The sequence below is a fragment of the Streptomyces sp. NBC_00090 genome (genome assembly GCF_045160815.1).
GTDB lineage: Bacteria > Actinomycetota > Actinomycetes > Streptomycetales > Streptomycetaceae > Streptomyces.
This window is the reverse complement of record NZ_CP108224.1, coordinates 7832580-7854013: the sequence shown is the minus strand read 5'-3', so window position 1 is coordinate 7854013 and position 21434 is coordinate 7832580. Positions and strand designations below refer to the sequence as shown.

General features: G+C 69.5%; 17 protein-coding genes. 10 read left to right on the top strand and 7 right to left on the bottom strand.

All coding sequences use genetic code 11. The annotated features are described in order from the left end of the window. Nucleotides 1-65: 65 nt before the first annotated feature. The 5 genes from OG361_RS34950 to OG361_RS34930 form a co-directional block, all read right to left on the bottom strand. The gene (locus OG361_RS34950; RefSeq protein ID WP_405860033.1) at nucleotides 66-2504 is read right to left on the bottom strand and encodes a glycoside hydrolase family 3 protein; all 2439 of its coding nucleotides are present in this window, start codon (nucleotides 2502-2504) and stop codon (nucleotides 66-68) included. A gap of 505 nt (nucleotides 2505-3009) precedes the next feature. Next, nucleotides 3010-5598 (bottom strand): family 78 glycoside hydrolase catalytic domain, encoded by a 2589-nt coding sequence (locus OG361_RS34945; protein ID WP_405860031.1) that lies wholly within the window; start codon nucleotides 5596-5598, stop codon nucleotides 3010-3012. A gap of 45 nt (nucleotides 5599-5643) precedes the next feature. Next, complete coding sequence (locus OG361_RS34940) at nucleotides 5644-6546, bottom strand: carbohydrate ABC transporter permease (protein WP_405860029.1); 903 nt, start codon at nucleotides 6544-6546, stop codon at nucleotides 5644-5646. 5 nt (nucleotides 6547-6551) lie between these two features. Next, entirely contained in the window at nucleotides 6552-7436 is an 885-nt protein-coding gene (locus tag OG361_RS34935) for a sugar ABC transporter permease (protein WP_356682611.1), read from the bottom strand. A gap of 86 nt (nucleotides 7437-7522) precedes the next feature. Continuing rightward, entirely contained in the window at nucleotides 7523-8833 is a 1311-nt protein-coding gene (locus OG361_RS34930; protein WP_405860026.1) for an ABC transporter substrate-binding protein, read from the bottom strand. 249 nt (nucleotides 8834-9082) lie between these two features. Between OG361_RS34930 and OG361_RS34925 the strand changes: the two genes are divergently transcribed. Then, nucleotides 9083-10132 (top strand): LacI family DNA-binding transcriptional regulator, encoded by a 1050-nt coding sequence (locus tag OG361_RS34925; RefSeq protein ID WP_405860024.1) that lies wholly within the window; start codon nucleotides 9083-9085, stop codon nucleotides 10130-10132. A 15-nt stretch (nucleotides 10133-10147) separates the two neighbouring features. Further along, entirely contained in the window at nucleotides 10148-11173 is a 1026-nt protein-coding gene (locus OG361_RS34920; RefSeq protein ID WP_405860022.1) for a LacI family DNA-binding transcriptional regulator, read from the top strand. Between the two features lie 13 nt (nucleotides 11174-11186). Here OG361_RS34920 and OG361_RS34915 read toward each other — a convergent pair whose 3' ends face one another. Continuing rightward, nucleotides 11187-12422 (bottom strand): MFS transporter, encoded by a 1236-nt coding sequence (locus tag OG361_RS34915; protein WP_405860020.1) that lies wholly within the window; start codon nucleotides 12420-12422, stop codon nucleotides 11187-11189. Nucleotides 12423-12644: 222 nt separating this feature from the next. Next, on the bottom strand, nucleotides 12645-13559 hold the full coding sequence (locus OG361_RS34910; RefSeq protein ID WP_405862606.1) for a LysR family transcriptional regulator: 915 nt from the start codon (nucleotides 13557-13559) through the stop codon (nucleotides 12645-12647). Nucleotides 13560-13687: 128 nt separating this feature from the next. Here OG361_RS34910 and OG361_RS34905 point away from each other — a divergent pair, with 128 nt between their 5' ends. The 8 genes from OG361_RS34905 to OG361_RS34870 all read left to right on the top strand — a co-directional run bounded on the left by OG361_RS34905 (nucleotide 13688) and on the right by OG361_RS34870 (nucleotide 21433). Further along, nucleotides 13688-14686 carry a fumarylacetoacetate hydrolase family protein gene (locus OG361_RS34905; RefSeq protein WP_405860018.1) on the top strand — a complete coding sequence of 333 codons (999 nt, stop codon included), beginning with the start codon at nucleotides 13688-13690 and terminating at the stop codon, nucleotides 14684-14686. Then, a complete protein-coding gene (locus tag OG361_RS34900; RefSeq protein WP_405860016.1) occupies nucleotides 14683-15639 on the top strand; it encodes a cyclase family protein in 957 nt (318 codons plus the stop codon). The genes OG361_RS34905 and OG361_RS34900 overlap by 4 nt, the downstream gene beginning before the upstream one ends. 38 nt (nucleotides 15640-15677) lie before the next feature. Further along, the gene (locus tag OG361_RS34895; RefSeq protein WP_405860014.1) at nucleotides 15678-16808 is read left to right on the top strand and encodes an FAD-dependent oxidoreductase; all 1131 of its coding nucleotides are present in this window, start codon (nucleotides 15678-15680) and stop codon (nucleotides 16806-16808) included. Continuing rightward, complete coding sequence (locus OG361_RS34890; RefSeq protein ID WP_405860012.1) at nucleotides 16805-17812, top strand: amidohydrolase family protein; 1008 nt, start codon at nucleotides 16805-16807, stop codon at nucleotides 17810-17812. The genes OG361_RS34895 and OG361_RS34890 overlap by 4 nt, the downstream gene beginning before the upstream one ends. A 12-nt stretch (nucleotides 17813-17824) precedes the next feature. Further along, a complete protein-coding gene (locus OG361_RS34885; RefSeq protein ID WP_405860010.1) occupies nucleotides 17825-18766 on the top strand; it encodes a VOC family protein in 942 nt (313 codons plus the stop codon). Nucleotides 18767-18945: 179 nt separating this feature from the next. After that, nucleotides 18946-19917: a fumarylacetoacetate hydrolase family protein gene (locus OG361_RS34880; protein ID WP_405860008.1), complete on the top strand. Its 972-nt coding sequence runs from the start codon at nucleotides 18946-18948 to the stop codon at nucleotides 19915-19917. Then, nucleotides 19914-20660, top strand: a complete 747-nt coding sequence (locus tag OG361_RS34875; protein ID WP_405860006.1) for an SDR family NAD(P)-dependent oxidoreductase — start codon at nucleotides 19914-19916, stop codon at nucleotides 20658-20660. The genes OG361_RS34880 and OG361_RS34875 overlap by 4 nt, the downstream gene beginning before the upstream one ends. Then, complete coding sequence (locus tag OG361_RS34870) at nucleotides 20657-21433, top strand: SDR family NAD(P)-dependent oxidoreductase (RefSeq protein ID WP_405860004.1); 777 nt, start codon at nucleotides 20657-20659, stop codon at nucleotides 21431-21433. Before OG361_RS34875 ends, OG361_RS34870 begins: the two co-directional genes overlap by 4 nt. Nucleotide 21434: the final 1 nt, after the last annotated feature.

The window sequence follows — 21434 nt, the reverse complement described above, 5'->3', positions numbered from 1 at the left end:
GCACGGCGCCTCTGCAGGTCTCCGGCGCGCCCGCCACGTGTCCGGTGACGGGCGCGGTTACGGGGTCAGTTGATGGTGATCGTCCGCTGGGCCGTGACGGCGCGGGCATTACGTGCGGTGGCGAGAGTGTAGAGGCCGGGGACGAGGGTCCAGGTGCCGGCGCTCCAGATGGTGAGGTCGTCGGCGGGGACAGTGAAGGTGATGCGCTGGCTGGCTCCGGGGGCGAGGGTGACCTTCCGGAAGCCAACGAGGCGGCGCGGTTCGGCGTTCGCCGCGGCCGGGAGGGTGGCGTAGACCTGAACGACGTCGGCACCTTGGCGGCTGCCGCTGTTGGTGACGGTGACGGAGAGGGTGGCCGTCTTGGCGACAGCGTCGTACGCGGCTTCGAGGGAGCCGTGGGCGAAGTTGGTGTACGACAGGCCGTGCCCGAAGGGGAACAGGGGCTGCTGTTCCTTGACGTCGTAGTAGCGGTAGCCGATGGCGGTGCCCTCGTCGTAGGAGACGGTGGCGTTCTTGCCGGGGTAGGTCGCTGTGGTGGTGCCGGGGCCCTGGGTGGTGCTTGCGGGGAAGGTGACGGGGAGCCGGCCGGAGGGGTCGCTGTCGCCGAAGAGGACAGCGGCGAGCGCGGTGCCCATGCCGCGGCCTCCGTACCAGGTCTGGACGACGGCTTCGACGTCGTTGAGCCAGGGCATCGCGACCGGGCCGTCGGTGTTCAGGACGACGATGGTGCGGGGGTTGACGGCGGCGACGGCCGCGATGAGCTGGTTCTGGTCCGCGGGGAGGCCGAGCTGCTCGTGGTCCATAGCCTCGCCCGCCATGCGGTTGACGAAGACGACGACGGCGTCAGCGGCGCGGGCGGCTTGGACGGCGGCCTGGATGAGGGAGGCGGGCTGCCAGCCGAGGGTGAGTCCGCAGGTGCTCTGGCCCATGGGGTCCGGGTCTGCGATGGCGTTGTTGTAGGTGAGTTCGACGGTGACGGTCTGGCCCGCGGTGAGCTCGACGGTGCCCTGGAGGGGGTAGTCGTAGGTGCCCAGGAAGAAGCGGCGGGTGCCCCGGGAGCCGGAGACGACGGTGACGCCGTTGATCTTGAGGGTGGCGGTGCCGGCGGGCAGGAGGGAGAAGCGGTGCAAACCCGTGTGGGTCGGGGTCAGGGTGCCGGACCAGGTCGCGGACCAGACCTTGGGGAGCGAGTCGACCGGCGTGCTGGTGAAGTCGATGGTGCTGTCGGTGCGGGTGGCGACCGGGGTGCCGGTGGGCTGTGCGGAGGCGTAGTAGCGGCCGGTGAGGCCAGCGGCTCCGCCGCTGGTGCTCAGGACGGTGGAGGGGACGGTGGCCAGGGGGATGTCACCGGTGGTGCCTTGGGAGTGGGTGACGGTGAGGCCACTGCCGGCTCGGGTCCTGATGGCCTGCAGGGGGGTGGTCCAGGTACCGGGGTCGACGTATGTGGAGCCGGCAACGCCGGTGAGGGCGTCGGCTCCGGCGGGACCGATGACGGCGAGGTTCTTCAGGGTGACGGGCAAGGGGAGGGCGGAGGAGCGGTTGGTGAGCAGGACGGTGGAGGCCAGGGCGGCTTCGTGGGCGAGGCTCTTGTGCTCGGAGGTGCTGACGTCCTGGGCCGGTGTGGGAAGGGGGTTGTCGACGAGGCCGTTGGCGAACATGGTGATGAGGATGCGGCGGGCGGCGTCGTGGAGGCGGGCGGCCGGGATGGAGCCGTCGGTGAGTGCGCCGGGTGCCAGCTTGACTCCACCGGGGCCGAGTCCGGCGAGGTCCATGCCCGCCTTGGCGGCGGCGACCTGGTCGGCACCGGCCCAGAAGTCGGGGACGGTGTAACCCTGGAGACCGAGGCGGTTCTTGACGTCGTCGAAGAGAGCGGGGTTCTCGGTGGCGAAGGTGCCGTTGATCTTCGGGTAGGCCATCATCACCGAGGTCGTGGGCGCGGCGGCGATGACGCGGCGGAAGGGCGCCTGGTAGGTCTCGTGCAGGGCGCGGTCGGACACCAGGGTGTCCGTGAAGAAGCGGTTGACCTCCTGGGTATAGGCGGCGAAGTGCTTCACGGTGGCGATGACCTGGCGGCTCTGCATGCCGGTGGTGAGTGCGGCTCCGAGACGGCCGGCAAGCAGGGGGTCCTCGCCGAGGCTTTCGGCCTGGCGTCCGAAGTGCCAGGTGCGGGTGACGTCGATCGTGGGGCCGAGGAGGTTGTTGTACCCCTTGGCGCGCCCTTCGGTGCCGATGGCGACGCCGATGCGGCGGGCCAGGTCCTCGTCGAAGGCAGCGGCCTGCGCGAGCGGCACAGGGAAGGCGGTGACGTTCTGTTCGCCCCGCAGTCCGGCGGAGGCGTCGACCATGGAGAGGGCCGGGATGCCAAGGTGGGCGAGGGCGCCGAAGTCACAGCGGACGAGCGCCTCCTTCTCCGCGGGCGTCATCCGTGCGAGAACGGCGTCAACGCGCTCGAAGACGCGGGGATCGGTGGCGGCGATGGCCTGAATGGTGGCTCCAGGGGTCATGGTGGCGACTGCTGCTGTAACGATGGCGGCAGACAGGAAGGCGCGTCGGTTCACGGCGACTCTCCGGACGGTGGGGGTAGCGGGCGGGGCCCGCAGAATCGGATGCTGCATATCCGGCAGTAGGGGATTTTGCCGAATTGCTCAACGTCCCCCTTGAGGGCTTCCCGCGTCCCGCGGGAGCCGTCAGGGGATTTTCAGGCGCTTCGGTCTCAGCGCCTCACGCAAGCCGAAAAGCTATGGCCCTGAATGCTCCGGGTCAACCCGTCGGGGTCGATTAATTTAGCGCCGACATCCCGACCTGCACCAATAAACCTTCCCTCCACCGCCCTGGAGAATTCGACTACCCATCCCGCATGGAGACTTCAAGCCCCCATACAGATAATCGATGACCTCCATCTGCCTCATGGATTCAGGTAGTCCATCTTCATCGATATGCGCGTGCCCGGCATGAACAGAAATTCATGCCGGGCTCTCTTTGACCGTCTCAGGTATCGCAGGCCACTCTTCAGAGGGAGTAGGCGGAGTGGAGGATGTGTGTGCCTGAAGCGAGTCTGCCGGGTTGACACCCGGGAAGTTCGACGACAGCTGTGCAATTGGGAGGCACTGTGATTTCGGTTTTCATGCCGTCTGCAGTGGTCTCCCAGAAGAGCGCGGCGGTGCCGTGGGGCGTCTCGTAGCGGGTGCGGGCCCAGGTGATGCCGCCTCCCGGGCGCGGCCGGAAAGCGAGGACCGTGGCGCCGGGTTCCGTGACCGCGATGCCGCCGACGACCCTGTGGAGCCAGTCCGCGACGGCTCCAAGGGCGTAGTGGTTGAACGACGTCATTCCGCCGGGATTGAGGGTGCCGTCGGGCCGGAGGCTGTCCCAGCGCTCCCAGATCGTCGTGGCGCCCATGGAGACGGTGTAGAGCCAGGACGGGCAGTCGGTCTGCAGGAGGAGTCGGTATGCGGTGTCGAGGTGCCCGGTGTCGGTCAGCGCGTCGCAGATGAGGGGGGTGCCCACGAAGCCGGTGGCGATACGGGCCCGGTTCTGCTCGACGAGTTCGGCCAGGCGGTCGCCGGCGGCCTGGCGACGCCCCGTGTCCAGGAGGTCGAAGGCGATTGCGAGGGCGTACGCGGTTGGGCTGTCGCTCTCCATGCGGCCGTCGGGGCGGACGTAGTGGCGGCAGAAGGCGGCGGTGATCTCGTCAGCGAGCGTGCCGTAGGCGGTGGCTTCGTCAGCGTGGCCGAGTTCGTGGGCAGCGCGGGCGAGGTGGCGGGCGGAGTGGGCGAAGTAGCCGGTGGCGACGAGGTAGCGGTCGGTGCGGCCAGCGGCGGGGTCGTCCGGCGGGGCCGCGGGGTCGAGCCAGTCGCCGAGTTGGAAGCCGGTGTCCCAGAGGCGGGAGGGGCCCGCGAGCTTCTCGACGAGGTCGACCCACGCCTTGCCCATGGGGTAGTGGCGGCGGAGGAGTTCGAGGTCCCCGAAGCGCTGGTAGAGAGCCCAGGGGGTGAGCGTCGCGACGTCGCCCCAGGCGGCTCCGGGCTGGATGGGTGTCCACATCGGCTCGCCGGGAATGACGGGCACGTACCAGGGGATGGTGCCGTCCGGGAGCTGTTCGAGTGCGACGTCGGCGAGCCAGGAGTCGAGCATGCCGGCGCAGTCGTAGAGGAAGCTCGCGGTGGGGGCGAAGACTTGTATGTCGCCGGTCCAGCCGAGGCGTTCGTCGCGCTGGGGGCAGTCGGTGGGGATGTCGACGAAGTTGCCGCGCGTGCTCCACAGGACGTTGTCGTGGAGGCGGTTGACCATCGGGTTGCTGCATTCGAACCAGCCGGTGCGGCGCATGTCCGTGTGGTGGACGCACGCGGTGACGGACTGCGGGTCGAGGTCGCCGGGGTAGCCGGTGATCTCCGCGTAACGGAAGCCGTGGAGGGTGAAGCGGGGCTCCCAGGTGTACGGCCCGGTACCGGGCAGGATGAGCGTGTCGGTGGAGTGCGCTTCTCGCAGGGGGCGGATGGCGAGTTCTCCGTCCTCCAGGACCTCCGCGTGCCGGAGGGTGAGGACGGTGCCCTCGGGCCCGTCGGCGGTGATGCGGAGGCGGCCCACGAGGTTCTGCCCGAAGTCGAGCAGGTGGCGGCCGTCCTCGATGCGGGTCACCGAGACCGGCGCGATCTCCTCGGTGCAGCGGACCGGGGGGCCTTCGGGCGCGACGAGCGTCCGGGGATCCCTCGTGCCGATGCGGACGGGAGTCCAGCCGTCGGACGATGCCGTCGGAGTGGCCCAACGGGGGTTGTCGAGGCGGGCGTCGAAGGTCTCGCCCTCGTACAGGCCGCTGGTCAGGATCGGGCCGAAGGCCGCGTACCAGGTGCGGTCGGTGGCGACCACGGTGGTGGTGCCGTCCGTGTAGGTGATCTCCAACTGGGCGAGGAGGGACTGGTCGGTGCCGTAGATGTTGCGGGTGCCGCCGTCGAAGCCGTACTTGCCGCGGTACCAGCCGTCTCCCAGCCAGGCGCCGATGGTGTTGGCGCCGGGAGTGAGGAGCGCGGTGACGTCGTGGGTGCGGTAGCGCAGCCGGTGGGGGTAGACGGTCCAGCCCGGGGCGAGGACTTCGTCGCCGACACGGGTGCCGTTGATCTCCGCTTCGTACAGGCCATGGGCGGTGATGTAGAGCCGGGCGCGCTCGATCGGCTTGTCGTCGGCCCGGAAGTGCTTGCGCACGCGGGCCGGGCGGCGTTCCGCGGCGGGATCCTCGTCCCAGCTTGCGCCGACCGGGACGGCGGACCAGTCCCCCGGGGCGAGCAGCCCGGCCTCGACGGCGCTGAGATCACTCCACGCGGACGGCTCGTTGTCGCTCGCCGACCAGGTCCGGACGCGGACGACTGCGGGTTCGCGGGAGGCGAGCGGTGTGTCGGGCCAGGCGACGAGGATGTGGTCGGCGCCGGCGATACGGCCGGTCCGGTGGGTGCGGCCCTGGCGTTCGACTTCGACTTCGTAGGCGTGCTGGTTGCCGGCTTCGGCGGCGGGGCTCCACGACAGTCGGGGGGTTCCGGTGCCGATGCCGATGCCGAGACCGTCCGGCAGGTGCTCGAAGCGCACCGGGGAGGGCTGGAGGGGCTGCAAGGAAGGGGCCTTTCGTTTACTCGGGAGGGGTGGGGGAAGGGTTGGTCAGCCCTTTACCGCTCCCGAGGTGAGGCCCTTCATGACCTTCTGGTTGAGGAAGAGGTAGATCACGAGGGTGCCGAAAACGTTGATGCAGATGGCTGCGAACAGCGGACCGTACTGGGTGGCGCCGAAGTCGCCGGTGAAGTTCAGCAGGCCGACCTGAATGGTGCGCAGGTCCTGGCTGTTGGTGAACGTGAGGGCGATGAGGAGGTCGTTCCAGATGAAGAAGAACTGCACCAGGCCGACGGTGAGCAGTGCGTTGCGGACCATGGGGACGCTGATGGTCCAGAAGGCGCGCAGGATGCCGGCGCCGTCGAGGGTGGCCGCTTCGAAGAGTTCGCGGGGGACGGTCCTGTAGTAGGTGGCCATCATGAAGACGGTCAAGGGCAGGCCGGTGCCTGTGTAGGTGAGGATGAGCGGCCACAGGGTGCCGGAGAGGCCGGTCTGGAAGTAGATGGTGAACAGCGGCAGCAGGATCATCTGCGGGGGGATCATCATGCCGGCGAGGAAGACCAGCAGGGTGATGCTGCGGCCCTTCCAGACCATGATCTGCAGGGCGAAGCCGGCTGCAGTGCCTAGCAGGAGGATGAGGGCGAGCGCGGGGACGACGGCCAGGAGGCTGTTCTTGACGTAGAGCCCGATGTTGCCGGTGGTCCATGCCTCGGCGTAATTGCCCCACTCCCAGGTGGAGGGAAGGCTCCAGGTGGAGTTGTTGAGGTAGTCGCTGTTGGACTTCAGCGAGGTCAGGAACATCCAGATCAGCGGGTAGACCTCGATGACCAGGAGGATGGCGACGGCGAGCCGGATCCACAGGCGGCCCCCGGCCTTGCGCGCGGCGCGGAGTGGCGGCTGCTTGGGACGCTTGTGGCCGGTGCTGGTGGTCTTCTGGAGGGTGTCGATGGCCATGTCGTTCAGCTCTCCGTGTTGTCGCGCCGCGAGACGCGGTAGACCGCCAGGCTCACCAGGAGGCAGACGGCGGTGAGAAGCAGCGCGATGGTGCTGCCGTAGCCGTACTCGCTGTAGGTGAACGACGACTGGAACATGTACAGGGTCAGCGGGGTGGTGCCGCTGCCGGGTCCGCCGTTGGTGAGGGCGACGACGGAGTCGAAGACCTTGAGGGTGCCGTTGATGCTGAAGATGAGCGACGACATCAGGACCGGCAGGGAGAGCGGCAGGACGATGTGGCGGATGAGGCGCAGGCCGGAGGCACCGTCGAGGCGGGCGGATTCGAGGACCTCATCGGGGATGTCGACGAGGCCGGCGAAGAGCAGGACGGCGTAGAAGCCCATGGAGCGCCAGATGTCCATGATGATCAGGACCCAGAAGGCGCTGCCGGCGTTGCCGAAGAAGTCGACGGGCTCAAGGCCGAAGGAGATGAGGAGGGAGTTGATGGGGCCCGGCTGGGGCGCGACCTGGAAGAGCTTCTGGAAGAGGAGGCCGACGGCGACAGTGGGCAGGATGACGGGGAAGAAGGCGAGCGTTCGGATGAGTGCGGAGGCCTTCTTGAGGAAGAAGACGTAGAGCAGGGCCAGGAGGTAACCGGCGATGACCTGGCCGGCGGTGACGATGACCGCGTACTTGAGGGTGAACCACAGGGCGTCGTGGACAGCTGGGTCGTCGAGGAGCCGGGTGAAGTTGGCCAGACCGTTGCCGGTGAAGCCCTCGATGGAGTTGCCCTTGGTGAAGGAGTACCCGAGCGACCACACCATCGGGACGAGCATGATCAGGGTGTAGACGAGGAGTGCGGGACCGAGCAGGAGCATGATCGCCCTGCGGTCACCGAGTACGCGGTGCATGAGGTGTCCACTTCGTTTCTGTGAAGGGCTGGCCAAACGGTGACGGGCGGCGCGCCGTGGGCTGGCGGGCCGCCCGTCTCACGGGGCTACTGGCTGCCGAGCGCGGACTGGACGGTCTCCATGAACTGCTTGGGGCTGACGCTGCCGTTGACCAGGCCGGGGGCGTTGGTGTTGCTGATGGTGGTCGCCTTGGTGCTGAAGAGCGCCTCGAACCACAGGACGTTCTGCTTCGAGCTGCTGATCGTCTTGCGGACGGTGCCGGCCACCTCGTTGGCGTCCTTGACCGGGGTGTTCACCTTGAAGCCGGTGATGGTGCCGTGGTCCTTCAGGGCGGTGCTGCCGAAGTTCTTGGCGATGCAGCTGACCCAGGCGCCGGTCTCGGTGTTGAGGTTCTGCGAGCCGAGGGTGACAGCGAGGCCGATGTTGGAGGGGTACTGGTCGATGGAGCCGGCGCCGCCCTTGACGGCGGGGAAGGGCATGAAGCCGACGTTCTCCGCGCCGACCTTGTTCTGCTTGGGGTCGGCGATGTTGGCGAGGGCCCAGCTGCCCATGTAGAACATGCCGGACTTGCCGGTGAGGAACTGGTTCATCGCGGTGTCGTAGTCGATGGAACCGACGCCCTTGCCGAAGTAGCCCTTCTTGCCGAGGTTGGCGACTTCCTCGGCGGCCTTTACGTAGTTCGGGTCTGTCAGCTTGGTGGTGCCTGCGTCGACCTTGTCGAGGGCATCGGGGCCGAGGCTGCGGTAGAGGTAGCCGCTGATCAGTCGGGTGAGCGGCCAGCCCTGCGCGCCGGAGGCGGAGAACGGCTGGATGCCCTTGGCGTTGAGCTTGTCCGCGGCCACGATCAGCTCGTCCCAGGTGCCGGGGACGGCGATGCCGTTCTCCTGGAAGAGCTTCTTGTTGTAGAAGAAGCCCTCGATGTTGTACTCGTACGGCAGGGCCATCAGCTTGCCGCCGTACAGGGCCTTGATCGTGGAGACTGCGGCCGGCTCCAGCTGGTCGAGGACTCCGAGGCGCTCCAGCTCCATCTCGACGTCTGCCACCTTGCCGCCCTTGGCGAGCTGCTTGGTCAGCGCGGGGGCGTTGCCGGCGGCGAACATCGAGGGCAGCGCGTTCTGGCCGGCGAGCAGCTGGAGCTTCTGGTCGAGCTGCGCCTGGGGGATGGTCTCGACCTTGAGCGGGAGGGTCTTGTTCTCGGCCTTACAGGTGGTGGTCGAGAGCGTGGTGAGCGCCGTGCGCGTGGTCGTGTTCTCGGTGACGCTGAGGTACTCGAAGTCCTTGGGCGCCGCGGAGGTGCCACCGCCGCCGCCACCACAGGCGGTGACGAGAGCGGCCAGGGACAGGAAGCCGGCCGAGGCGATGGTGAGACGGCGGGCGCGGATCGTGCGGTGGGGCACTGGAGACTCCCAGGGATCGTGAGAGAAGAAGGGGCGCTCAGCGGGCGCAAGGGCGACGGGAAGACCGGCCGCAAAGAGACGGAGTGATGTAGAACGTTCTCCATCTGAACTGGCAACACCATGACGCCATCCCTCTGGCGTCGTCAAGACACAGACGCGTAACATCAGGTTTGCCTGGTCGAATGCGTGGATCCATCCACAACTCTGGGCGTAGAACGTTGCACCGAGTGCGAGGAGATCGGGGTTCTCATGGCTACGGACAGCTCGTCCAGGAACGCCAAACGGGTGACGATCACCGATGTGGCGCGCCATGCCGGTGTGTCCACCGCCGCCGTGTCCAAGGTCATGCGCAACGCCTACGGCGTGAGCCCGGCCATGCAGGACCGTGTCCGAACAGCCATGGCTGAGCTCGGCTACCGGCCCCACGCTGCGGCACGCGGGATGCGCGGCCGCACGTACACGATCGGCGTCCTGCTCGACAACGTCCGCAACCCGTTCTTCGCCGACATCCTCGACGGTATCCACGAACAGCTGGAGGACAGCGAGTACACGGTCCTCATCGGCGCGGCCGGCTTCGGCGCAGATGAACAGGCGCGCACCGTGCGGGCGATGGTCGACCGTCAGATGGACGGCCTGATCCTCATCGCCCCCGGGACGCCACGCCCCGAGGTGCTGGCCACGGCCGAGGCCACCCCCACCGTGGTCATCGGCCACCACGACGTCTCTGACGTCCACGATTCCGTCGTCGACGCGGACGACATCGGCGCGGGCCTGGTGGTCGACCACCTGGTCGCGCTCGGGCACCGGGACATCGCCCTGGTCTCGGCGACCGGGAACAAGGCCGGCCGCTGGCAGCGCCCTCCGGAGATCGCCCTCGCCGACGGCTACCTCCAGGCCATGGAGCGCCACGGCCTGCCGGACCGCGCCCGTGTGCACCACGCCGCCTACTCCGACGACGGCGGCCACGCGGCCGGCCTCGCCCTGCTGTCCGGCGACGACCGGCCCACGGCGATCCTGACCGGCGCCGACATCGCGGCTCTGGGCATCTACCGGGCGGCCGCCGATCTGGGCCTGTCCATCCCTGGCGACCTCTCGCTCGTCGGCTACAACAACACCGCGATCGCCTCGCTCGCCCCTGTCCAGCTCACCAGCGTGGACCAGGCCGGGCACACCATGGGCGCGACCGCCGCACGCATGCTGATCGAACGCGTCGAGGGCCGGCGCGACCGGGCCATGCGCACCACGATGACCCCACGACTGGTCGTACGGCGCAGCAGCGCCGCGCCAGGCGTCCAGTAGCCGCAGGTTTCGGGAGTGCGTCCGTCGCAACGTGTCGGAATCAAGGACGTCGCCCGGACAGCGGGGGTCTCCATCGGAACGGTGTCCAACGTCCTCAACCACCCTGAAGTCGTCTCCCCGCCCACCCGGTCCCTGGTCATGTCCGTCGTCGACTCGCTCAGCTACGTCAGGCTCGCCGGGGCCCGGCAGCTGCGCGGCAACGCCTCTTCGCAGCTGCTGGCGCTGTACGGGGTGGACGTGACGGACCCGCGCGATGCGTCCCTCGCCGCCGGGGTGGAGCAGGCGGCCGAGGACGCGGGACTGGGTGTGCTGATGTGCGGTGGCGGCCGCGAGACGGGGCGAATGCGCCACGATGTCGCGCTGCTCGCCTCCTACCAGGTGCGAGGCGTCATCGTCGCTACGTTCGCCGAAACCGAGCGGACGGTGGCAGCCTGTACCGAACGCGGAATGGCCTGTGTCGTAGCCGGTCAGGGCCTGGCAGCCGCCGACACGTGTTCCGTCACGGTCGACGACCACACCGGTGGCAGGGTCGCAGCGGCGCATCTGATCGCCCAGGGCCACCGATCCGTCGTCGTCGTAGGCGATCCGGGATCCGGCCCCATGATGCGCCAGAGGTACCGAGGAGCGATGGAGTGCCTGAAGGAATCCCGCAACGGGGCCGTCCGTGTCACGGAGTTGGCCACGGAGGGCACCAGCGTGGGTGCAGGGCGGGATGCCGGGCAGCGACTTCTCGGGGTGGTTCCCCGGCCGACCGCGGTCCTCTGTTTCCACGACCTGTTGACTCTCGGCCTCATGCAGGCTTTGCACGAGGCCGGCATACGTGTGCCGCACGATGTCGCTGTGGCGGGGTATGAGGATCTCGCCTTTGCCGCAGCCTCGGTGGTGCCGCTGACCTCGGTTCGCCGGCCCGCTCACACCATGGGCATGCGTGCGGGCCGTCTGCTCATCGAGCACACGGCCCAGGACGCTCACGAACACGTTCACGAGGTGCTGACACCCGAACTGGTTGTGCGCCGTTCCACCCTGAGCATTCCCGCGTAACACCTTGCCCAGTTCACTGCTGCGCACTTTCGGGCGCGCCAGCGGGGGCGGGACGGCGGGCGGTCAGGAGGAGCGCGGCGGCAAGACCGGCGGCGGCCACTCCGAGAAGGGCGACGGCGGGGGCGAGACCGCCCGCCGGCCCCTTGCCCGCCAGCAGGACCAGAGGGCAGAGGAACTCGCCGAGGAAGAAGGCCGCGGTCCACAGGCCCATGCCGCGCCCCCGGTCGGCGAACTCCAGGAGGGACATGGCGCGGGTGACCAGCGACGGCAGCAGCAGGCCGGTCCCGACACAGTTGACGACGGCGCCGGCGATCAGGAGCGGGAGGCCGTCGGCGAAGCCCATCAGCAGGAAGCCGGCGGCGCACAGCGCGAACAGTGCGGGCAGCCGGGGCCGCCGGTTGGGCGGGAAGCGGGTGAAGAGGACGGATCCGAGAACGGTGGCGGCGCTGGCCACGGCGGTGACGGCGCCGATGGTGCCGGTGGAGTCGGTGCCCAGGTCGTCCAGGAGGTAGGCCATCTCGACGGGGACGGTGTAGAAGACGACCGCGCCGAAGACGGTGAGGAGACAGATGCCCGCCATGCGCCGCACGGGGAAAGGGCTGCGCGGGATCCGCGCGGCGGCCGCGTCGTCGCGCTTCGACGGGAGCGGTGTGGGCAGGACGCGGGCCATGACGGGCGCGATGAGCAGGCCGACGGCGTAGAGCCAGAAGGGGGCACGCCAGTCGGCGGCTCCGAGGGCTCCCCCGAGGACGAAGAAGACCGTGGCCGAGGCGGAGGCGCACATGGTCTGGAGGGCGAGGTAGCGGTCGCGGAGTTCGCCGCTGTAGTAGTCGCCGATGAGGGTGGTGCAGGCGGTCATGATCGCCGCTTCCGTCACACCGACCAGGACGCGGCTGATGAGGACTGCGTGGAGGGAATCCAGCCAGAGCGGGGCCGTACCGAAGAGGGCGTAGAGGATGGTGGCGGCGACGAGCAGGCGTTTACGGCCGAGACGGTCGACGATCATCCCGGCGAAGGGTGCCAGCACCGCGAGAGCGAGCGCGGGGACGGTGAGGACCACGGGGACCAGCGCCGCGCTCCCGGGGACACCGGCGAAGTGGTCCTGCATGCGGGGCAGTACGGGGGCGAGGAGCACCGCCCCGAGGACGGGCAGACAGCTGCCGGCCATGAGCACGACGGCGGGAAGACGTCCGGCCGGGGCGGTGTCGTGGGCATGGTCCTGAGACGGCGGTACGACGGAAGCGGGCATCACAGCGCTCCAGTGCAAGGAGGAGACGAGGACGGCGCCCGGTTGAGGTGGCTGATGGGGTGTGCCGAACCGGGGCGGAATGCCCTCGACTATGCGTGCCGGTAGCCGTGCTGCCCACCCTTTCCATCATCCGGTTTAACGATGACTCCTATCCATTGAATGGATAGGAGTCCGATACGGCTTCTCGAATTGCCCCTGCGATGAGCAACGAGCGGGAGGACATCAGGGCTGCCTTTCGGCGATGCGGCGGCCGACCCTGGCCGCGGTCTCCCTGAGCCAGATGTGGGCTGCGTCATGGGTCTGCACGGGGTGCCACCACAGGGCCTCGCGGAGCGGGACGGCCTCGTAGGGCGGGTCGAGCACCCGTACGGCCGCGATGGGGGCGAGCAGGGTGGCGAGACGGGCCTGGACGAGGGCGATACGGCGGGTGCCGGCGACTAGCGCGGGCAGGGCGTGGAAGCTGTCGACGGAGACCTCGACGCGGGGTTCGATGCCGAGCAGGCCGAGCTGGCGCACGGCGGGGGCGTCGTAGGTGCGCTGGTAGGTGACCCAGGGCAGGCGGGCGAGGTCCTGGCGGGTGAGGCGGTCCTCGACGCTGGGGTGGTCGTCGGCGACGACGAAGACCCAGCGGTCGTCGTAGAGGTCGGTGGCGGGAAAGCCGCTGATGACGCCGTGGGGCATCAGGAGGCCGTCGGTGGCGCTCAGCAGGCTCGCGGTGTCGTCGACGACGGTGATGGGGGTGCGTGTGAACCGGAGGCGGATGCCCGGAGCCTCCTCGTGCACGACGCGGGCGAGCTCGACCCCGAAGACGTCGACGGCGTAGTCGGAGGCGACAAGGCGGAACTCGCGGGTCTCGGTGGCCGGATCGAAGTGCGCCTGGCTGGTGAAGAGGCGTTCGAGCACGTCGTAGGCGGTGGCGGTGCGGTCCAGGAGGACCTGCCCGAGGGCGGTGAGTTCGTACTGACTCCCCTCGCGGGAGAGGAGCTCGTCGTCGAAGTGTCGGCGCAGCCGTGCGAGGGCGGCGCTCATCGCGGGCTGGCTCAGGCCCACACGCTGTCCTGCCCTGGTGACGTTGCGTTCTTCGAGGAGGGCACGGAGGGCGACCACAAGGTTGAGATCAAGACGGGCCAGGTTCACGAGGCAGAGTCCCTTCCGCACCGACACGGCAACACACTATTTGTCTCACCGATGACAATGATCCATAGAATCTATTTCCCTGATTGCGGGATGGGGGTCCAGATTAGTCCCATCGCAATCAGGAGGACATGTCGGTGAAACCTCAATCCGCTTCTGGTCTCTTCGCCGGGCCTTTCGCTCTCGGCACTCTCGCGGCCGATGACGGCCGCGCCTTCCCCGCCCTTGTCGACAGTGCAGAGCAGGTTCTGGACCTGCGGACGGCATTGGCCGACCCGGCGCTGACGATGCGGGACCTGCTGGAGCAGTGGCCTGCCGTTCTGCCCCGGCTGCGGGCACTCACCGCAGAGCCGGATCTCGAGCGGCGTCCGCTGTCGGAGTTCCGGGTGCTCGCTCCTGTCGTGCCGCGGCAGGTCTTCCAGTCGGGTGCCAACTACCGGCAGCACGTCATCGACCTGCACGTCGCGCACCGGGCACCGGACGACGACCGCTCCGAGGAGGAGAGGCGCGCCGAGGCGGCCGAGATCATGGACCGGCGGGCGGCCGAGGACCTGCCGTACGTGTTCATCGGCCTCCCGAGCTCGGTCACCGGCCCGTACGACGACGTGACGCTGCCCGCCTGGGTGGAGAAGCCTGACTGGGAGCTGGAGCTCGCCGCGGTGATCGGCCGCCCCGCGTACCAGGTGCCCGTCGAGGAGGCGCTTCAGTACGTCGCGGGCTACACGATCGCCAACGACCTGACCGACCGGGCGACGGTGTTCCGCCGGGACATGCCGCAGATCGGCACGGACTGGCTGCGCAGCAAGAACGCCCCCGGGTTCACCCCGCTGGGTCCGTGGATCGTGCCGGCCGAGACGGTCACCGACACCGGTGACCTGCAGCTGACGCTGAAGCTCAACGGCGAGGTCATGCAAGACGAGTCCACCAAGGACATGATCTTCGACGTCGCCCGCATGGTGGCGTACGCCTCCCAGACGGCGCAGCTCCTGCCCGGGGACCTCGTCCTCACCGGCTCCCCCGCGGGCAACGGCATGCACTGGGGCCGGCTTCTGCGCGACGGCGACGTCATGGAGTCCACCATCACCGGCCTGGGCACGCAGCACACCCGTTGTCTCGCGGAGGAATCGTGAACCGCACCGATCCCGAGGGCGCGATCGCGCAGGCCGCCAAGGAGTGCTCGAACTGGGGCCGATGGGGCGATGACGACCGTCTGGGCACCGTCAACTTCCTCGACGAGACCAAGCGCCGCGAGGGTGCCGCGCTCGTGAGGCGGGGTGTGAGCTTCTCGCTGTCGCAGCGCTTCGACATCAACGGCCCGCAGAAGGGCTGGCGGCGCCGGACCAACCCAGTCCACACGATGCTCGACACCGGCACGGACGCCGCCCTGGGCAACCAGGGTCTCCCCCACGGCATCGGTGGCGCCGACGACGTGATCGCGATGCCGCTGCAGTGTTCCACGCAGTGGGACGGCCTGGGGCACATCTTCGACCACGGCAAGGCATGGAACGGGCGGCCGGCAGAGCAGGTCGTCACCTCCGACGGCGACCAGGTCACCGGCATCGAGCACATGGCCCCCCACATCGCCGGGCGCGCCGTGCTCCTCGACGTCGGCCGCACCGTCGGCGAGGACGGCGAGCTGCCGGACGGCTTCGCGATCACCGAAGAGCACCTGACGGCCGCTGCCGAGGCCCACGGCGTCATCGTGGGGCGCGGCGACATCGTCCTCGTGCGCACCGGGCAGCTCGCCCGGGTCCGCCGGGACGGCTGGGGCGACTACGCCGGCGGGGCCGCCCCGGGCCTGTCGTTCACCACCGCGGCCTGGCTGCACGGCAGCGAGATCGCCGCGATCGCGACCGACACCTGGGGCTTCGAGGTGCGGCCCAACGAGTTCGACCACGCCTTCCAGCCCCTGCACCAGGTCGTCATCCCGCACATCGGCCTGCTGATCGGCGAGATGTGGGACCTGGAGGCCCTGGCCGAGGACTGCGCGGCCGACGGCGTGTACGAGTTCTGGCTCACCGCGGCCCCCCTGCCCATCACCGGCGCCGTCGGGTCTCCCGTCAACCCCGTCGCCGTCAAGTAGTCCCGGGGCCCACGGCCCGAGGAACAAGGGAGTTCCCCATGAGCACACCCCGCAAGGTACTGGTCGTCGGAGGCGGAGCGGCCGGAAACGCCGCCACGATCCTGCTGCGCCGCGCAGGGATCGACGTCGACCTCGTCGAGGTGAAGGACGACTGGAACGCCACCGCCGGCTCCGGCATCACCCTCCAGGGCAACGCGCTGCGCGTCCTGCGCGAGCTCGGCGTCTGGGAGGAGGTCAAGGCGTCCGGCTTCCCATTCGGGTCGGTCGGCATCACCGCGCCCGACGGCAACGTCCTGCACGTCCAGCGCGACCTGCGCACCGGAGGCGACGACCTGCCCGCCACCCTCGGCATGCAGCGGCCGCGGCTCCAGCAGATCCTGATCGACGCCGTCCGCGCCAGCGGCGCGACCGTCCGTCTGGGCACGACCGCCACGATCGTGGACCAGGACGCCACCGGCGTCTCGGTCCGCCTCGGCGACGACGGCGTCCACCGCTACGACCTGGTGATCGCCGCCGACGGCCTGGGCTCGGCCACCCGGGCGCAGATCGGGATCACCGACAAGCCCGAACCGACCGGCATGGCCATCTGGCGCGTCGCCGCCCCGCGGCCCGCCGGGGTCCAGCACACCGACCTCGCCTACGGCGGCCCGGCGTTCATCGCCGGCTACTGCCCCACCAGCGACACCACGCTGTACGCGTACGTCGTCGAGAAGAACCGCGACCGCTCCTCCATACCGCCCGAGTCGTACGCCGAAGAGATGGTGCGTCTCGCCTCGGCCTATGGGGGCGCGTGGCCGGAGATCACGGCGACGATCACCGACCCGTCGAAGGTGAACTACACGTGGTTCGACCGGCTGCTCGTCGAAGGGGCCTGGCACCGCGGTCGGGTCGTACTGGTCGGTGACGCTGCACACTGCTGCCCGCCCACGATGGCGCAGGGCGCGGCGCTGTCCCTGGAGGACGCCTGGGTCCTGGCCCAGATGCTGACCGCCGCGGACACCTGGGACGACGAGCTGTTGCAGGCGTACTTCGAACGCCGGATCGCCCGGGTCCGTCCGGTGGTGGAGGGGTCCGTGCAGATCGGCCAGTGGCAGCTCGACGGTGTCCGGGACGCCGATGTGCCGGGCCTGATGGCTCGCACCATGACCATGCTGAGGGAGCTGCCGTGACCGGGCCCACCGTGGATGTCCACGCCCATGTCCTGCTGCCTCAGATCGAGGCGCTCGTCGCTGGTCTGCCCGGGCACGCCGAGGCCAGGGCGCTCGACGCCCGGCGCAACGGGCCCGACGCACTCGCGGTCAGCGGGCCCATGGTCCGCGACCGGATCCCGGCTCTGACCGATCCCGCCGTCCGGCTCGCCCGGATGGACGCCCAGGGCGTCGACGTGCAGCTCGTGAGCCCCTCGCCGTCGCACTACCACTACTGGGCGGACGCGGACACGGCCGAGAAGGTCTACCGGCTAGCCAACGAGGCGACCGCGGCCCACTGCGCGGCCGCCCCGGGCCGGCTCCGGGGCCTGGGTCTCGTTCCCCTGCAGCACCCCGACCTGCTCGTGCCCGCCCTGGACCACGCGCTGGAGCAGGGGCTCGTGGGAGTGGAGATCTCCAGTCACGCGCCCGGCCGGGAGCTGTCCGACCCGGCCTATGAGCCGCTGTGGGCACGCGCGGAGGAGACCGGGGCGGTCGTCTTCCTGCACCCCTTCGGCTGCACCCTGGATGAGCGCCTCGACCAGTGGTACCTGTCCAACACCGTGGGACAGCCCACCGAGAACGCCGTCGCCCTCTCGCACCTGATCTTCTCCGGCGTCCTGGACCGGCACCCCGGACTGAAGATCGTCGCGGCTCATGGAGGCGGCTACCTGCCCACTCACATTGGGCGCAGCGACCATGCCTGGCGGGCCCGGACCGACGCGTCGTCCGCGGGCTGTGCCGAGCTGCCAAGCAGCTACCTGCGGCGCCTGTACTTCGACTCCCTCGTGCACGACCCGCGAGTCCTGCGGGCACTGATCGAGGCGGCCGGCGCGGACCGGGTGCTGCTCGGCTCGGACTTCCCCTTCGACATGGGAGCCGACGACCCCGTCGGCGCGCTCCGCGCCGCCGACCTGTCCGAGTCGGACTTCCACGCCGTCCGCGGCGCCAACGCCGCTGCCCTGCTTGACCTCTCCCCCGCCTGAGGAGGCACCCCCGTGACGAACAACCGCCTGCTCACCCATCTGCGGCATGTCGACCTCGCCGTGCCCGACTACGACAAGCAGCTCGACTTCTACTCCGGCGTGTGGGGCCTGACCAAGGTCGCCGAGGACTCCGGGATCTCCTTCCTGGCCGCCGAGGGCAGCCCCGAGCAGTACGTGGTCCGGCTCCGCAAGGCCGCCGAGAAGCGCCTCGACCTCGTGTCCTACGGCGCCTCGACCTCCGCGGACGTGGACACCCTCGCCGAGCGTCTCCTTGCCGGCGGCGTGCAGCTGATCTCGCAGCCCGGCGGCGTCGGCACCCCCGGCGGCGGCTACGGCTTCCGGTTCTTCGACATCGACGGCCGCACCATCGAGGTCTCCGCCGACGTCGCAGTCCGCCGGCACCGCAAGATCGAGGAGAAGGAGGCGATCCCGGTCAAGCTGTCGCACGTCGTGCTCAACTCCCCCGACCTGGAGCGCACCCGCGCCTGGTACGAGCAGCACCTCGGTTTCAAGCTGTCCGACACACTCAGCTCGCCGCACATGGGCGAGGTCATGCATTTCATGCGGATCAGCTCCCAGCACCACTCCATGGCGCTGGCGAAGGGTCCGCACACCTCGCTGCACCACATCTCCTTCGAGATGCGCGGCATCGACGAGTACATGCGCGGCTCGGGCCGGGTCCTGCGGGCCGGTCATACGAAGATCTGGGGGCCGGGCCGGCACATGGCCGGGGACAACACCTTCACCTACTTCCTCGACCCACACGGGAACACCGTCGAGTACACCACCGAGCTGGAGAACCTCGACGAGGACACCTGGCACCCTCACGTCTACGACTTCTCCCAGCCCGAGGTCACCGACCAGTGGGGCACCGCCAACGCGATGAACGAGCTCGTCGCCAAGGAGTCGTTCAACGACCCCGACCGCGGCTGCTTCCTCGCCCCGCCGGTCTAGCCTCCGGCCACCCGATCCCCGGGGACGCGGCGGACCATGTCCCGCCCTGACTGCCACCGCCGCGTCCCCGGCCCTGGTCCACGGGACCGGGCCGTCCGAAGAAGGCCGGCAACGGGCCATCTCTCCGTCCCGGACGCCCCGGTCCCGTGTCCCCCGTTTCTCCACCTGGGAGCCGCATCATGCGCTTCGCCGCTTTCGAATACCGGCACCGGAACCGTGTCGCCGTCGTCGAGGAGGACGGCACCCTGTTCCCCCTGCCAGGAGTCACCTCGCTCACGGATCTGATCCGCGACACAGACGGCCTGCCGGGCCTTCTCGCAGCCGGAGCCGCGGCCCTGGACGTGCCGCCCGGACCGCACGTCTCCCAGGTCCGGCTCGTCTCTCCCCTCCAGCCATCCTCCGTCAGGGACTTCGTCACCTTCGAGGAGCACGTCGAGGGCGTACGCCGATCCGTGAGCGGTGAATCCGGGGTCCCCGAGCAGTGGTATGAGGCACCCACCTACTACTTCACCAACCCCCACGCCGTCTTCGGCCCCCACGACGACGTGCCCATGCCCCCGGGCTCGTCCGTGCTCGACTTCGAGCTGGAAGTGGCCGCGGTCATCGGTCGTGAGGGCCGAGACCTCACCCCGGAACAGGCGCGGGACCACATCGTGGGCTACACCGTGTTCAACGACTGGTCCGCACGGGACCTGCAGTCCGCCGAGATGCGCGTCGGGCTCGGTCCCTGCAAGGGCAAGGACACCGCCACCACCCTCGGCCCCTACCTGGTGACCGCCGATGAACTGGAGCCCTACCGCGACGCCGACGGCTTCCTGCGACTGGCCCTGACGGCCGAGGTCAACGGCGAGAAGGTCGGCAGCGACCTGCTGTCCAACATGAGCTGGACCTTCGAGGAGATGACCGCCTACGCCTCGCGTGGCACCCGGGTCGTCTCCGGCGACGTCCTGGGCTCCGGGACCTGCGGCAACGGCGGTTGCCTGGCCGAGCTGTGGGGCCGCTCCGGCGAGCAGATCCCGCCGCCGCTCAAGCCCGGCGACACCGTCACCCTGACCGTGGAGGCCATCGGGTCCCTCGTCACCCGCGTGATCCCGGGCACCGAGCCCGTCGCGCTGCCCAAGGGCCGGCGCCGCAACCGGGAACGGCCGTGAACGGCGGCCGCCTGGCGGGGAAGGTCGTCGTCGTCACGGGCGCCGCCCGCGGCCAGGGCGCCGCCGAGGTCGCGGCCCTGGAACGCGAAGGTGCCACGGTCATCGCCACGGACGTGAACGGCAGGGAGGGTGTCCGCCGGCTCGATGTCACCCTGGCCGACGACTGGGCGGACCTGGCCGACTGTCTCCGGGACACCTACGGGGCCGTCCACGGCCTCGTCAACAACGCCGGCATCACCTGGCGGGCCCGGCTGGACGAGGTCACCGCCAAGGACATGAACTGCGTCCATGCCGTCAACGTGAACGGCCCGCTTCTGGGCATTCAGCACCTCGCCCCGCTGATGCCGCCGGGCTCGTCCGTCGTGAACGTCGGCTCGTCTGCTGCGCTGACCGCCCACTACCCGGTGGCGTACACGACGAGCAAGTGGGCCCTGCGCGGGCTGTCGAAGACAGCCGCCCTGGAACTCGGCCCACGGGGGATCCGGGTGAACACCATCCACCCCGGGTTCATCGAGACCGAGATGACGGCCTCCGCCGCGCCCGCCTTCCGACAGTCGAACATCCGCGAGACGCCCCTGGGCCGGGTGGGCACAGTCGAGGAGGTGACCCCGCTGGTGGTCTTCCTCCTTAGCGACGACTCGTCGTTCATCACCGGCGCGGAGATACCGGTCGACGGCGGCCTCACCTCGCACGGCGGGGTGAAGTCGGTGTCCGACGCACTGCTCGACGGGACGACGCGATGAAGGGGCTCGAGGGCAAGGTCGCCCTGATCTCGGGCACCGCCCGCGGACTGGGGAAGGCCGCGGCGCTCCACTTCGCTGCCGAGGGCGCCCTGGTCATCGGCGGCGACCTCCTGCACGACGAAGCCGTTGAGACGCAGCGGCAGATCGGCCGCGAGGGCGGCACCGCCCTTACGCCGGGCCCCCTGGACGTCACCCGGCCCGAATCCGTCGAGGCCTGGGTGGCGGAAGCGGCCGAGGCATTCGGCGGCGTCGACATCGTCCTCACCAACGCCGGGTCGGTGCGGTTCGGATCCCTGACCGAGCAACCCTATGCCGACTACATGACCGTGCGCTCCGAGCTGGATTCGGTGTGGCTCACCGCCCGCGCCGCGTGGCCTCACCTGACCCGCAGCCGCGGATGCATCGTCACCATCGGTTCGACGGCCGGGATCAGGGCCTCGCTGTCCAACCATCGCACCGCTCACTCCGCTGCGAAGGGAGGAGTGATCGCACTGACGCGCCAGCTCGCCGCCGAGGGCTCCGCGCACGGTATCCGCGCCAACTGCATCAGCCCGGGCCTGGTCGACACAGAGGGCTCACGCGACAACCTCCTTGCAGATGCCCATCCCCTGCGCGACGCCGCCCGGCACATCCCCCTCGGCCGTCTCGGAACCCCTCAGGACGTCGCCCGGGTCGCGGCCTTCCTCGCCTCTGAGGATGCCTCCTACGTCTCCGGCGCTCATCTCGTCGTCGACGGCGGCTGGTCCGCCGTGCTGCCGGGCCCCCTCACCTGAA

Excerpts from the sequence above, each read along its gene's own strand:
- OG361_RS34950 (WP_405860033.1), bottom strand. The coding sequence starts at position 2,504 with ATGACCCCTGGAGCCACCATTCAGGCCATCGCCGCCACCGATCCCCGC.
- OG361_RS34940 (WP_405860029.1), bottom strand. The coding sequence starts at position 6,546 with ATGGCCATCGACACCCTCCAGAAGACCACCAGCACCGGCCACAAGCGT.
- OG361_RS34935 (WP_356682611.1), bottom strand. The coding sequence starts at position 7,436 with ATGCACCGCGTACTCGGTGACCGCAGGGCGATCATGCTCCTGCTCGGT.
- OG361_RS34925 (WP_405860024.1), top strand. The coding sequence starts at position 9,083 with ATGGCTACGGACAGCTCGTCCAGGAACGCCAAACGGGTGACGATCACC.
- OG361_RS34915 (WP_405860020.1), bottom strand. The coding sequence starts at position 12,422 with ATGCCCGCTTCCGTCGTACCGCCGTCTCAGGACCATGCCCACGACACC.
- OG361_RS34905 (WP_405860018.1), top strand. The coding sequence starts at position 13,688 with ATGTCGGTGAAACCTCAATCCGCTTCTGGTCTCTTCGCCGGGCCTTTC.
- OG361_RS34895 (WP_405860014.1), top strand. The coding sequence starts at position 15,678 with ATGAGCACACCCCGCAAGGTACTGGTCGTCGGAGGCGGAGCGGCCGGA.
- OG361_RS34880 (WP_405860008.1), top strand. The coding sequence starts at position 18,946 with ATGCGCTTCGCCGCTTTCGAATACCGGCACCGGAACCGTGTCGCCGTC.
- OG361_RS34870 (WP_405860004.1), top strand. The coding sequence starts at position 20,657 with ATGAAGGGGCTCGAGGGCAAGGTCGCCCTGATCTCGGGCACCGCCCGC.